General features: G+C 45.9%; 12 protein-coding genes. 5 read left to right on the top strand and 7 right to left on the bottom strand.

What is annotated here, in order from left to right:
* The first annotated feature begins 17 nt into the window (after window positions 1-17).
* Window positions 18-1190 carry a S41 family peptidase gene (locus tag G4D73_RS10740; RefSeq protein WP_213686738.1) on the top strand — a complete coding sequence of 391 codons (1173 nt, stop codon included), beginning with the start codon at window positions 18-20 and terminating at the stop codon, window positions 1188-1190.
* Here G4D73_RS10740 and G4D73_RS10745 read toward each other — a convergent pair whose 3' ends face one another.
* From G4D73_RS10745 to G4D73_RS10755, 3 genes are read right to left on the bottom strand one after another with little or no spacing between them, the layout of a single operon-like run.
* A complete protein-coding gene (locus G4D73_RS10745) occupies window positions 1191-2615 on the bottom strand; it encodes a sigma-54-dependent transcriptional regulator (protein ID WP_180086769.1) in 1425 nt (474 codons plus the stop codon).
* 14 nt (window positions 2616-2629) lie between these two features.
* Window positions 2630-4195 carry a sensor histidine kinase gene (locus G4D73_RS10750; protein ID WP_180086770.1) on the bottom strand — a complete coding sequence of 522 codons (1566 nt, stop codon included), beginning with the start codon at window positions 4193-4195 and terminating at the stop codon, window positions 2630-2632.
* A 22-nt stretch (window positions 4196-4217) separates the two neighbouring features.
* Entirely contained in the window at window positions 4218-4853 is a 636-nt protein-coding gene (locus G4D73_RS10755; RefSeq protein WP_004281059.1) for a response regulator, read from the bottom strand.
* 219 nt (window positions 4854-5072) lie between these two features.
* Here G4D73_RS10755 and G4D73_RS10760 point away from each other — a divergent pair, with 219 nt between their 5' ends.
* Window positions 5073-6134, top strand: coding sequence for a serine hydrolase (locus tag G4D73_RS10760; protein WP_005101483.1), 1062 nt, complete (start codon window positions 5073-5075; stop codon window positions 6132-6134).
* A 57-nt stretch (window positions 6135-6191) separates the two neighbouring features.
* On the opposite strand, the gene thrC is transcribed toward G4D73_RS10760, so the two are convergent.
* The 4 genes from thrC to xerD all read right to left on the bottom strand — a co-directional run bounded on the left by thrC (window position 6192) and on the right by xerD (window position 10649).
* The gene (gene thrC, locus G4D73_RS10765) at window positions 6192-7331 is read right to left on the bottom strand and encodes a threonine synthase (protein ID WP_004281061.1); all 1140 of its coding nucleotides are present in this window, start codon (window positions 7329-7331) and stop codon (window positions 6192-6194) included.
* A gap of 56 nt (window positions 7332-7387) precedes the next feature.
* On the bottom strand, window positions 7388-8695 hold the full coding sequence (locus G4D73_RS10770) for a homoserine dehydrogenase (protein ID WP_034605826.1): 1308 nt from the start codon (window positions 8693-8695) through the stop codon (window positions 7388-7390).
* 127 nt (window positions 8696-8822) lie between these two features.
* Window positions 8823-9632 (bottom strand): DsbC family protein, encoded by an 810-nt coding sequence (locus G4D73_RS10775; RefSeq protein WP_213686739.1) that lies wholly within the window; start codon window positions 9630-9632, stop codon window positions 8823-8825.
* Between the two features lie 99 nt (window positions 9633-9731).
* The gene (xerD, locus tag G4D73_RS10780) at window positions 9732-10649 is read right to left on the bottom strand and encodes a site-specific tyrosine recombinase XerD (protein ID WP_213686740.1); all 918 of its coding nucleotides are present in this window, start codon (window positions 10647-10649) and stop codon (window positions 9732-9734) included.
* 174 nt (window positions 10650-10823) lie between these two features.
* Here xerD and G4D73_RS10785 point away from each other — a divergent pair, with 174 nt between their 5' ends.
* The 3 genes from G4D73_RS10785 to G4D73_RS10795 are packed head-to-tail and all read left to right on the top strand — an operon-like array spanning window position 10824 to window position 13248.
* Window positions 10824-11084, top strand: a complete 261-nt coding sequence (locus G4D73_RS10785) for a FeoA family protein (protein WP_004281065.1) — start codon at window positions 10824-10826, stop codon at window positions 11082-11084.
* A complete protein-coding gene (gene feoB, locus G4D73_RS10790; RefSeq protein WP_213686741.1) occupies window positions 11081-12937 on the top strand; it encodes a ferrous iron transporter B in 1857 nt (618 codons plus the stop codon). Before G4D73_RS10785 ends, feoB begins: the two co-directional genes overlap by 4 nt.
* A gap of 59 nt (window positions 12938-12996) precedes the next feature.
* Window positions 12997-13248, top strand: coding sequence for a DUF6587 family protein (locus G4D73_RS10795; RefSeq protein WP_180086774.1), 252 nt, complete (start codon window positions 12997-12999; stop codon window positions 13246-13248).
* Window positions 13249-13343: the final 95 nt, after the last annotated feature.

Consider the following 13343-nt stretch of genomic DNA (forward strand, 5'->3'; position numbering starts at 1 on the left):
TCTAAAAAGGTCAAAGAATGGCAAGAACACGCTGGAAGTCTGTTGTAATACCATGCTTACTGATGTGTTTGAGTCATTCAGCTTGGGGTGCGGGTTCAAATGAGCCGGCATTCGATAATATGGAAATGGATGGGCAGGTCTATTCCGAAATTCCTGTGGCATCCATTCAAGAATTCGTACAAATTTATGGCATCGTAAAAGATAATTATATTCAAGATAAAAATGACGATGCCTTGTTTCAACAGGCCATTCAGGGTCTGGTCAGTGGCTTAGATCGCTATTCCCGTTATTTGTCGCCTGAAGATTATAAGCAACTGCGTGAATATACCGAAGGTGATCTGGCCAGCATTGATTTTGATCTGCAATTTGACCCGCGGTTGAAGCAATGGGTAGTTCAGGGACTGAGTTCCGATGCTGATTCAGCCAAGCAGGGACTTCGAAATGGCGTCACGGTTTATAAAATTGACGATCAGGTATTAAATAGCCTGAATCAGGAACAAGTCCGGCAGTTATTGAGCGGAGCCGTTGGCTCTACGCTCATGATTCAGCTCTCCCCGCAAAGTCCGGCCGTTCGTCTGGTCCGCAATACCAAACTGGATACTGAAATTAAATCGAGCCTGCACAATAATCAGGTTCTGGTTTTACAGGTCAAGGTTTTTCAGCAAGATACTGCCAATGAAATCAAACGTCTAATCGAAAGCTATGCCGACAAGCGCTTAAAAGCCGTGCTATTTGATTTACGCAATAATCCCGGTGGCTTACTCTCGGCTGCAGTTGAATCTGCCGATTTATTTTTGAATCAGGGCGTGATTGTGTCGACCAAAAGCCGCGCTGAAGGTAATCAGCAATTTCAGGCCTTGCCGAGTTTTGAGTTTCAGAATCTGAAAGTTGGGGTATTGATTAATAACCGCTCGGCTTCTGCAGCAGAAGTGTTTACAGCAGCCCTGAAAGAACATAACCGTGCCTGGGTCGTAGGCGAAAAAAGCTATGGCAAAGGCGTAGTACAGAAACTCTTTCCTTTAAGCAACGGTTCGGCTCTACAGATGACAGTATCGCAATACTTTAGCCCGAGTGGCCAGATGATTGAAGGGCGGGGCGTACAGCCGCATTTCAACTATCCGTTTAAGCAGGAAATGCGTGAGGAGAGTTATCTGGAACATGTCACAGACTTGCTGCTCCTGCAAAAATAATTATTCGTCTTCTTCGGTATCCAGTCCGAACTTTTTCAAACGATAGCGCAGGGAACGGAATGACATGCCGAGTTTTTTGGCGGCCAGTGTCCGGTTCCAATGGGTCAGATTCAGCGCATTCAGTAAAATTTCTTTCTCGACCTTTTCCAAATATAGTTCTAGACCCTCTTCAGGCAGCTTTTTAGGTGCAATCAGGGTTTCGGTCGCAATGATCTCGCTCGTGAGCGTATTTATCTCCTGAGGGCTGTTAAGCGCATGACGTAGCGGTGCACTCTGCAAATGCTGAAGATCAATCCGCTCTTCATCACTTAAAGTAATTGCGCGTTCCATAATATTACGCAATTCACGTACATTACCTGGATAATATTGTTCCAATAAGAACTCTTTGCTACGTTCGGTCAGTTTTTTATTGGGAATGCCCCATTCCTGGCAAATCTTCTGAATAAAGTGTTCGGCCAATAACAGAATATCCTGGCCTCGTTCACGTAATGGCGGTAAAGTCAGATCCATTACATGAATACGGAAATATAAATCCTGACGGAATTTGCCTTGTTGCACCAAGGCTTCCAGATCCTGATGCGTGGCACTGATCACACGGAAATCCACATCAATTTCGGTATCCGAACCGAGTGGACGAATACGTTTTTCCTGTACGGCACGTAACAATTTGACCTGCATAGAAAGCGGTAATTCTGCAATTTCATCCAGAAACAGACTGCCACCATGGGCAGATTGAATCAGTCCCTGTTTGTCCTGAGCAGCGCCGGTAAAGCTGCCTTTCTTATGCCCAAACAGTTCGCTTTCCATCAACTCAGTCGGAATGGCGCCACAGTTAATCGCAATAAAAGGACCTTCATTGCGGTTACTCAGGCGATGGACCAGATTGGCCACGACTTCTTTACCTGTTCCCGATTCACCAGTGATAAAAACCGGTGCTTGGGATCGGGCAATTTTTTGTAAGGTAATACGTAGTTGCTGGATCGGCAGGGATTGTCCAATCAGCATTTTATGTTCAAGCGCTTCATTTGGATTATTATGCGAATAATCCACCGGTTTATTCAGGGCTTTTTGTAAGAGTTGTTCCAGATGTTTCTGATTGATCGGTTTGCTGACAAAATCAAAGGCCCCGGCTTTGAGCGCAGCAATGGCGATTTCCATGTTGCCATAGGCGGTCAGAACTGCGACCGGAAGTGCCGGATAGAGGCTGCCAATCCAGTCCAGTAACTCCAAACCATTGCCATCGGGCAGGTTTAGGTCAGTCAGACAGGCATCATATTGATGATTGGCAAGGCATTTTTTAGCATCTTCCAAACGGTGGGCAATGTGCGTACGAATTCCCATGCGCAGCAATGACATTTGCATGAGGGTACACAAATCTTCCTCATCATCCACCAAAAGCACCAGTGGTTGTTGTTCCCCATTCATCTTCCTTGACCCCTTTAAAGCGTAATACGTTGACAGCTGATGCGAAAGCATGCGCCCTGTTCTTGTTGTATATAGTTTAATTGTGCCTGATTTGCTTCGCAAAAACTATGTGATAAATACAATCCTAATCCGGTACCACTAATCGATGTGCTAAAAAAGGGTTTGAACAATAGAGCTTGATCATGTACGGCTACGCCAGAGCCAAAATCCCGTACATCAATCCAGACCCGATGTTCATAAGGATGCACATTCAGCTGAATATAGGCTGCATCTGCTGAATTGTGACGAATGGCATTACGAATCAGATTAATCAGGATTTGCCGGAATTGTGCTTCATCAAACTGAATCACTAGCGGGATATCAATATTAAATTGAATCTGATCGCAAATATCGGCCAGATCTTCCTGGATAAATAACGGGATAAATTCATTGAGATGAATCGGTATCGGGTGGGTTTCTTTATTTTTGACCATATTCAGCGTGTCCTGAATAATCCGGTCAATCCGGGTCGCCTGTCGGCCAATCATCTGCTGGAGTAGCTGTTGCTGTTCAGTTTCTGAGTCCAGATACAAATCATTGGCCTGCACAATGGCCGCCAAGGGGTTGCGAATTTCATGGGCAATACTGGCTGAGAGTTGACCCAGTGCAGCAAGTTTAAGTTGCTGCACCTGCTGATTCAGTTTTTTGGCATCCTGTAACACCAGTAGCATTAGAGTCTGATGCGGCACAATCAGTTTTTGCACCTGCACATGAATATTATAGCGACTTTGCTGGGATTCAAACTGAAAGCGCTCACCATTTTCTAGCGTTTCAAAATGGATCAGTTCAAATAAATCTGGCTGTGATTGAGATAAAGTAAATTTCTCATGGCCGTATTTGGACTCAATTCCAAGAAGATTACAGGCGGCAGGATTACTGAGTACCACATGGTAGTTTTCATCCAGCACCAGATAACCGGTTTCGATCTGCTCCAGAATATAGCGGTTAATATTCTGTAAGCGATGCAGTTCCAGCGATTGAGAAAAATTCAGATTTTCCAAAATCTGAAAACGCCGCACGGCAATTTGTCCGGTGCCATAGACCACAAAAAACAAAAAGGCCAGCAGGGCGCTATTACTGATATTACTGAGTGATGAAAATGCAAAAATACTGCCGATAAAATGCTGATAAATAACGCTGATAACAGCAACCAGCGTGACAACTAAGGCCTTTTTTGCATCTAATAATAAAGATGCAGAAAAGATGGTAATCACAAACAGCAGCCCGATTTGCAGATTAGGACCATCACTGGCCAAAGTCAGCAAACTTAGAACGCAGACATCGCTAAAGAAAATCATGATCAGCTGCGGCTGGATCAGTCGTCTGATCCATTTCAGCGCAAACAGCTGTACGGTATTGATCGCAACCCCGATTCCCAGCGCATAATAATACAGCTGCGGATATTGATAATCGGTGGTGAGTTCGGGGTAGGTCAGCAGAAAAATCAGCAGTAGGCCGGTGCTGATCAGCAAGCGATAAGCGCTATACCAGATACCGAGATGATATTGATTCAGTTCAGCATAGTTTTTTTGTTGTGCCATATGCACCGGAAATCGTTAAAAGCTAAGGTTTAATGAGTCCATAGCGCATGGCCAGATGAGTCAGTTTAACATCGCTATCGATATTCAGTTTTTCAAAAATACGGTAACGATAAGTATTCACGGTTTTAACACTCACAAAGAGTTTGTCGGCAATTTCCTGGGCGCTGATACAATTCACCACCATCATCGCCACTTGCATTTCACGTTCTGACAATGCATCAAAAGGGGATTGTTGTGTATCAGAAAGGTAAGAGCTGGCTAACTGTTCCGCAATGTCTGCACTGAAATATTTGCCGCCTTGCATGACTTTGTTAATCGCACGGACCATTTCCGAAATCGGGGCCCCTTTGGTGATATAACCTTTGGCACCGGCTTTCAATAACAGGGACGGATAAGGCTCTTCTGCTAAACCGCTAACCGCCAAAACTTTGGTTTCCGGCGCACTCTGAAGTAGACGGCGCGTGGTTTCTACGCCACCAATGCCCGGCATATTCACATCTAACAAAACTACATCAGGATGATGTTGACGAACCAGAGAGATCGCTTCTTCACCAGATTCAGCTTGTCCAATTACCTGAACCTCCGCATGGTCTTCTAGCATTCTGCAAATTCCAGTACGAACTAATTCATGGTCGTCCACAACTAAAACTGTGATCACCTACGCTCTCCCTCTGTTAAAAAAATCATTTTTTTGTTACATAAAGCAAAATAAGCTTGCAATGAAAGTACAAAATTAGCAATCCTATTCGCGAGATTAAATCTGAAACTTATCACACAGTGTCAAGAACAAAAAATGTTCGGCATTGTGTTTAAATGTAAGGCATATTAGAGGTAATACGCAAATCAATCTTACCTCTGTTAGTTGAGTGAAGGAATAGTGAAGAAAATAAACAAGTCTTTAAGGCATCTACTCGGCCTGTCCGTGTTAATCAGCATGAGCACGACAAGTTTTGCTGAAATCATTATGAATTCTGGCACGGCAGAGGGCGGTTCCAGCATTAGTTGGTCTTCTGAAGAAGTTAACCAGTTAATGAGCGATGATTTTAATGCATCTGCCAATGAGCCTTCGCCACCCGGGTCTGCCACAGTGACCACCACTTTGCGTCAGGCCGGCACAGCAGTGCCAGCAGCAGCCAAACCTGCTTATACTGCGCCGCAGATTATTGATACGAATCATTTTAGTAATCAACCTTCTGTCAATGCACGGGCTGCACTGGTCATGGATGCGCAAACCGGTGAAGTGCTGTTTAGCAAAAATACCAATACTGCCTATCCGATTGCATCGATTACCAAGCTGATGACAGCGGTGGTGATTTCTGATGCACGTCTAAACATGTCTGAAAAAATTACCCTACAACAGGCTGATTTTTCCTGTTCAGGCTGTAAAAGCTCAAGCTCGACTTTAAGAGCAGGGGACAGCATGAACCGTGCTGAAGCTTTATTATTTGCTCTGATGAAGTCCGAGAACCCGGCTGCTGCTGCTTTGGCACGCACTTATCCGGGTGGTCGATCAGCATTTATTGCCAAAATGAATGCCAAAGCCAAAGAGCTGGGTATGAATTCTACCCACTTCATGGAGTCGACAGGTTTGCATCCGGGCAACGTGGCATCAGCTCGTGACTTAGGGATTTTGGTGAATACTGCCTCTCAATACGGCCTGATTCGTCAGTTCTCGACCACGCCAAGCTATGACTTTAACTTGGGTTATCGTGTATTGAAATCTAATAATACCAATGCCTTGGTACGTAATGGCGGCTGGAATATCAATATTTCTAAAACCGGTTTTATTAATGAAGCAGGGCGCTGTGTGGTGATGCACACGACTCTGAATAACCGTCCGGTGGCGGTGGTACTTTTAGGCGCAAACAGCTCACAGGCGCGTACCAATGATGCGACCCGTTTAATGAGTTGGGTCAGCCAGCAACCTAAACGAATCTAATTGATTGGTTCATAAAAAAACCCTGCAAGTGCAGGGTTTTTTTAATTCTGGCCGGAATTACATATTCGACAGAATAGAGTCTTTAACTTGACTCATAGTTGCATCAATCGACAACATCACGGCATCAGCACATTGCTTGATAGCAGTGTCTGGATCTTTCAGACCGTTACCCGTTACGGTACATACGATCACTGAACCTTCAGCAATTTTACCCGCTTTAATGTCACGGATCGCGCCGCCGACAGACGCAGCAGATGCAGGCTCTACGAATACACCTTCATACATAGAAAGCAGACGTTGAGCTTCAAGAATCTCCGCATCAGTCAGTTCATCAAACCAGCCGTTTGAATCACGAACAACCGCTTTAGCATGATTGAAGCTTTGCGGATTGCCGATACGAATCGCAGTTGCAACAGTTTCCGGGTTTTCTACTGGACCGCCACGAAGGAACGGTGCAGCACCAGATGCTTGGTAACCTGCCATGATTGGCAAGCCAGCCGGTTTAGGACCAGTGAAAGCATCAGTTTCAGCATCGTAAACGACTTGCTCAAATTCTTCTTTCGACTGGTTAGCCACCGCTTCAGTATAGCCCATCCAGTGTGCAGTGATATTACCTGCATTACCTACAGGCAGGCAGTGATAATCCGGTGCACGACCTAAAGCTTCAACGATCTCGTAAGCAATGGTTTTTTGACCTTGCAGGCGGTACGGGTTGATTGAGTTTACAATCGTCACCGGTGCCTGATCGGCAACTTCTTTAACCAGACGCATACCGTCATCGAAGTTACCGCGAATTTGCATGGTGATCGCACCATACATCATCGCCTGAGCCATTTTACCCATGGCAATTTTGCCTTCAGGGATGAGCACGAATGCTTTGATGCCAGCACGTGCAGCATATGCCGCCGCTGCTGCAGAGGTGTTACCAGTAGATGCGCAGATGATGGCTTTAGAGCCTTCTTCAACGGCTTTGGTCACCGCCATAGTCATACCGCGGTCTTTAAATGAACCAGTCGGGTTTAAGCCCTCGTACTTCACATAAATTTCAACATCTTTACCAATAATGCGTGGAATATTCTCAAGCTTGATCAGTGGAGTATTACCTTCACCCAAAGAGATCGCACGAGTAGTTGCAGACACTGGTAAACGGTCGCGATAGCGGTCAACTAAACCAGTATAACGATTGGCATTCGACATGATGATGTTCCAATTGTGTGTAGAGCTTGGCAAGGGGAATCCTCCCCTCAACCCGATTAATTATCAAGCGATTCTAAACGAATTCGTACAATTTCGCCATGAATGACGGGTAATGCTTGAATTTGTGAAAGCGCTGCATCCATTTTTGATTCGACGATAGGATCGGTCAGAATCACGATAGGAATAAGGTCTTTGGATAAACGCGGTTGCTGCATGATTGCATCAATACTGATGCCGGCACGACTGAGAATCGTGGTGACATCGGCAAGCACGCCCATCTGATCTTCGGCATTAATACGGATGTAATAGCCGGTAGTCATTTGTTCACGACTCAAGATCGGTAAATCACTGAGCGCTTCAAAAGCCAGTTGTGGAATGGTGCCTGCGCCATCTTCTGTATAAATGATGTCACGAACAATATCGACCACATCGGCAACAACCGCAGAAGCCGTTGGTCCTGCACCTGCGCCAGCGCCATAGTACAGTGTAGGGCCGACCGCATTGGCTTGTACCAGAACCGCATTTTTTACACCATTCACATTGGCAATCAGCTGGTCATCTGGAATCAGGGTCGGGTGTACACGAAGTTCAATCCCGGCATCGGTACGGCGAGCAATACCTAGGTGTTTAATCCGGAAACCGAGGTCTTCGGCATATTTCACGTCTTGTGCAGTGACTTTGCCAATGCCTTCAGTAAAGACTTTGTCAAACTGTAGCGGAATACCAAAGGCACACGAGGCCAGAATGGTGAGCTTGTGAGCCGCATCAATGCCTTCCACGTCAAAGGTCGGATCGGCTTCGGCATAACCCAGTTCTTGCGCTTCTTTCAGCACATCTTCAAAAGCGCGGCCTTTTTCACGCATTTCACTAAGAATGAAGTTACCTGTGCCGTTAATAATACCGGCCAGCCATTCAATCTTGTTGGCTGCCAAACCTTCACGGATCACTTTAATAATTGGAATGCCACCAGCCACTGCGGCTTCATAGGCAATTTGCACGGCATTGTCTTCAGCCGCTTTAAACAGTTCATTACCGTGTTCAGCCAAGAGTGCTTTGTTGGCGGTTACAATATGTTTGCCATGTTTCATGGCTTCCATGATGACTTCATAGGCAGGATGAATTCCGCCCATGACTTCAACCACCACGTCTACATCAGGTTGACGCACGATGTCCATCAAATCAGCACTTTGTTTGACCGATTCTGGCAGATCCAGATCAGGACGTGGACGACGGGTGCCTACATGGGTAATTTCAATTTCACGACCGGTGCGACGTTTGATCTCAGCAGCATTTTCTTTTAATAGTTTCAAGGCACCACCACCTACAGTACCAAGACCGAGGATTGCCAGACGAACTGGTTTCACGTCACACTCCAAATATAAACAGTTTTTTACAAGAGCCTAGATCATAGCTAAAAAACCCGCCTGACTCTAGGGTCATTTCAGAATATCTTTATCTATAAAATAAAGTTAAATAACGTATTAAAATGAGTTATTTAAGCCGATTCAATAATTCCGATGTAGACAGGTAACCGCCCAGATAAGTACCTTCTGAATTATAAATGGCAGGGGTGCCATTCACGCCCATATTCAGACCCATTTGATATTGATCTTGAACAGGATTTTCACATTTCTTTGTACTAATCTGTGCACCCGCAATCGCTTGGTCAAAGGCACTGCGACGGTCGGCACTGCACCAGATTGCTTCCATGGCCGGCATATGCTGTTCACCACGCGGCCAGGCGATATAACGCACTTCAATGCCTTTGGCATTCATCTCATCCATTTGCTCATGGAATTTATGGCAATACGGACAGCTGACATCGGTAAACACATAAACCACATGCTTGGCTTTGCCTTTAGCTGGATAGACCAGTAAGTCGGCTGGCTTGAGTTCAGCAAAGAGTTTATTGTTGATGCCTGCTTGCAGGTTCTCGCTGACATTGTGCAGCTGTTTATCGCCGAGACGGATCACATCGCCCTGAATCAGATATTTACCGTCACTGGTGACATAGACCGCAGACATGCCTTCCAGACTCACCCAGTACAGGTTCGGCACTTCAGTGGCTTTAATGTCGGTAATTTTGGCACTGATGCCAGCGGTTTTGAAATGCTTTTCCAACGTAGAAGCCAGACGCTGTTCTGCATTGCGTTCGGTCAGGGTAGAGGCTTCGCCCGTCGCAGGTGCGCTTGCAGTCAACTCTTGCTTTTTATCGTTGTTAGTGGAATTGGAACACGCAGTCAGACCCAAACCAGCAGCAAGTGTGCAAGCCATAAAAATTTTTGAGCGGGCAAATGTCATAAAAAACCCTTTTCTTCTTGGATTAAAAACAGAGCATTAGCATAACAAAAAAAAATACCCACACGTCAAACTTCTCAGTTTATTGCGTCCGGATATATTTTAAGCCCGTGGATGATGGGTGGCATGCAGCTGCTGCATCCGTACCTGTGCCACATGGGTATAAATCTGGGTGGTAGACAGATCACTATGGCCGAGCAGCATCTGCACCACACGTAAGTCTGCGCCATGATTGAGTAAATGCGTCGCAAAGGCGTGGCGCAAGGTATGCGGTGACAGTTCAGACTGAATTCCGGCCTGCAAGGCATAACGCTTAATGGCATACCAGAAATTCTGCCGGCTCATGATGCCGCCATGCTGGGTCAGGAACAGATAATCGGTCGAAGTCTTATATAGTTGCGGACGGGCTTCATTCAGATATTTTTCTACCCATTCACAGGCCATTTGTCCCATCGGCACCAGACGTTCTTTATTGCCCTTACCGACGATACGTAAATAACCCTGTTTTAAGTTGATCAGTTCCAGACGTAAGTTAATCAGTTCGGTCACCCGGAGTCCGCAGGCATACAGCACTTCAAACATGGCGCGATCGCGCAGCCCTAATGCCGTGTTGATATCCGGAGCATGAATTAAGGCTTCGACATCTGCTTCGGAGAGATCTTTGGGTAAGGCCCGGCCCAGTTTTGGGGTTTTATGTGCAGCCACCGGATTGTCGCTACGCAGTTTTTGCTCACGCAGAAATTTATAAAATGAACGCAAGGCAGACAGGCAGCGGGCAATCGAACGTGGACTTTTTTGCTGTTTGGTCAGCGCAATCAGTACATCGGAAATATCATCATGATTCCATTCCGGCAGAGGCTTGCTCAGGCATTCTGCACATTGCACCAGATCGGACAAATAGGCATTGCGGGTATGCGGGCTGACCGTTTGCGCAATCAGATAATCACGAAAACCCTGTAAATAACTTAACGCATCAGGAATCTGGACAGGGGCAGGAATACGGGGTTTTTTATTCAGCATAGGGTGAAAGGATCTGATCTGAAAAAGCGATAATCGGGATTGGTATTCTCCACTGTAGTTTAATTTTATGACAGTGTCGATGTGGTATAAGGCTAAATCGAAATGTAATTAATCTTATTTGTTAATTATTCTCATTTGTTTGTATACTGTACAAAATAGTTTAGGAATTTCACGGTGCGTTTGTCTGATTTAAAAGCAAAACAAATTGCCATCATTCGAAAAGTGAGTCGAACAACTGATGGTGAAAGTGCTCTACACGATGTCGTCGCGAGTCGTTTGGAAACTTTAGGCTTTGTACCAGGTACAAAGGTACAGGTCATTACTAAAGGTATTTTTGGTGGAGATCCCATTTTGATTCAAGTTGGATTCACACGTTTTGCTTTGCGTAAATCAGAAGCAGCCAAAATTGAAATCGAACAGGCGGTGTCGGCATGAGTGATACATTACGTATTGCCCTTGTCGGTAACCCTAACTGCGGTAAAACTTCATTATTCAACCACTTAACTGGAACACGCCAAAAAGTCGGTAACTATGCGGGTGTGACGGTTGAACGTAAAGTCGGTACTTTTCAGCTTGCTTCAGGCAAAGCGGTACGGGTACTGGATTTGCCGGGAACTTATAGTCTGGATGCGACCAGTCCAGATGAAGAGATTACCCGCAATGTGGTACAAGGTAAAATTGCGGAAGAGCAGGAGCAGGATGCATTTTTGTGTGTGGTAGATGCCACTAATCTAAAATTGCATCTGGGTCTGGTGCTGGAAATGATTGCGCTGGATCGTCCGGTGCTGGTCGTGCTGAATATGATGGATGAAGCACGCCGTCGTGGCATGCAGATCAATACCCAGAAGCTGTCTGAGCGACTGGGCGTGCCTGTGGTAGAAACGGTGGCTGTGCGCAGTTCAGGCATTGAAAACCTGAAAAATGCGCTAGATCAAGGCAAGTATTCTGTACCACAGACTGAGCTCAGTGGCTTGAAAGGTGATAGTCACCAGCGCGTAGAAAACATTCTGAATGACGTGGTCAATTTCGTCGATCAGGAAGATAAGCGTACCGATTTTCTTGACAAGATTTTTCTGCATCCGGTATTGGGCTTACTCAGCCTAGCTGTAATGATGTTCGTGATTTTCCAGGCGGTATTTGCCTGGGCTGCGCCGTTTATGGATGGCATCGAAACCTTCTTCGGCTGGCTGGGTGAGTTCCTCGGCGAATATATTTCGCATCCCTTACTGAATAGTCTAGTGGTGGATGGGATTATTGCCGGTGCCGGTGGCGTGGTGGTGTTCCTGCCACAGATTCTGATTCTGTTCTTCTTTATTCTGGTACTGGAAGAATCAGGTTATTTACCGCGTGCTGCTTTCCTATTAGATAAGCTGATGTTTAAAGCCGGTTTATCAGGACGTGCCTTTATTCCGTTATTGTCCAGCTTTGCCTGTGCCATTCCCGGAATTATGGCTTCGCGTACCATTAGTGATCCACGAGATCGTTTAACCACGATTTTCGTTGCTCCCTTAATGACCTGTTCAGCGCGCTTGCCAGTCTATGCCTTGCTGATTGCAGCATTTATACCGGCACAAACTGTTTGGGGTTTCCTCAATCTGCAAGGTCTGGTGCTTTTTGGTCTTTATATGGCGGGTATCGTGAGTGCTTTGCTGGTGTCTTTTGTGTTGAAATTCTTCCACAAAGATAAATCACAGCACATGCTGCTGATGGAACTGCCAAGCTACCGTTTTCCGGATTTGAAGAACGTTTGGATCGGCTTGCTGGATCGCGGCAAAATCTTCTTGAAACGTGTCGGTGGCATCATCTTTGCCTTATCGATTGTGCTGTGGTTCCTGTGTACTTTCCCGCAGCCGCCAGAAGGCGCAACTCTGCCGGCCATTGATTATTCATTGGCAGGGATGCTCGGTCATCTGATGCAGCCGATCTTTGCACCGCTCGGTTTTAACTGGCAGATCTGTATTGCCCTGATTCCGGCAATGGCAGCGCGTGAAGTGGTCGTTGCAGCACTGGGTACAGTCTATGCGATGTCGGCAGTTGATGAAGATGCGATGTCTGAAGGTCTGGCTGCACTAATCAGCGGTGGAGGGGATCTGGGCTGGTCAGTTGCGACAGGTTTGTCTTTGCTGGTGTGGTTTATTTATGCACCACATTGTCTGGCGACTCTGGCAACGGTTAAACGTGAAACCGGTTCCTGGAAAACTGTCAGTATCATGACGGTTTACCTGTTTGGTCTGGCATATTTCATGTCATTCCTGACTTATCAAATTGCTTCATATTATTTGGGCTAAATCTCAGCTTGGCCTTGGCCAATTGAGTTTGCTGCATTGTATATGTATGGGAGATTGAGATGATTGAAATTCTAATTGTGACAGCACTGGTGCTTTGGAGCATGCTGGTTGTCTTTAAAAAGGTGTTTCCGAACACCTCTAACTCAGTCTTCCAGAAGCTGTCTGATGCCTGTGCAGCCAAGGGCTGGAAGCGTCTGGCCAAATGGCTGCAACCGGGTATGGCTGCAGGCTGTGGTGGCAACTGTGCCTGTCCGGTTTCAGAAAAAAGTTCAGAAGAAAAGCCAGCCCAACAAGCGGTGAAATGGAAATAATTTCCTTTTCTGGCTGAATTTTAAAAACCGTCATGATCATGACGGTTTTTTTACGCATGGACACAAAAAAATGTGCAGAAAAGCCAATCAGAAAA

It is taken from the genome of Acinetobacter sp. WY4 (assembly GCF_018438165.1).
Taxonomy (GTDB): Bacteria; Pseudomonadota; Gammaproteobacteria; order Pseudomonadales; family Moraxellaceae; genus Acinetobacter.

What these genes read in the sequence shown, in the direction of transcription:
- G4D73_RS10740 (WP_213686738.1), top strand. Translation starts at nt 18, where the DNA reads ATGGCAAGAACACGCTGGAAGTCTGTTGTAATACCATGCTTACTGATG.
- G4D73_RS10745 (WP_180086769.1), bottom strand. Translation starts at nt 2,615, where the DNA reads ATGAATGGGGAACAACAACCACTGGTGCTTTTGGTGGATGATGAGGAA.
- G4D73_RS10750 (WP_180086770.1), bottom strand. Translation starts at nt 4,195, where the DNA reads ATGGCACAACAAAAAAACTATGCTGAACTGAATCAATATCATCTCGGT.
- thrC (WP_004281061.1), bottom strand. Translation starts at nt 7,331, where the DNA reads ATGTCGAATGCCAATCGTTATACTGGTTTAGTTGACCGCTATCGCGAC.
- G4D73_RS10775 (WP_213686739.1), bottom strand. Translation starts at nt 9,632, where the DNA reads ATGACATTTGCCCGCTCAAAAATTTTTATGGCTTGCACACTTGCTGCT.
- xerD (WP_213686740.1), bottom strand. Translation starts at nt 10,649, where the DNA reads ATGCTGAATAAAAAACCCCGTATTCCTGCCCCTGTCCAGATTCCTGAT.
- feoB (WP_213686741.1), top strand. Translation starts at nt 11,081, where the DNA reads ATGAGTGATACATTACGTATTGCCCTTGTCGGTAACCCTAACTGCGGT.
- G4D73_RS10795 (WP_180086774.1), top strand. Translation starts at nt 12,997, where the DNA reads ATGATTGAAATTCTAATTGTGACAGCACTGGTGCTTTGGAGCATGCTG.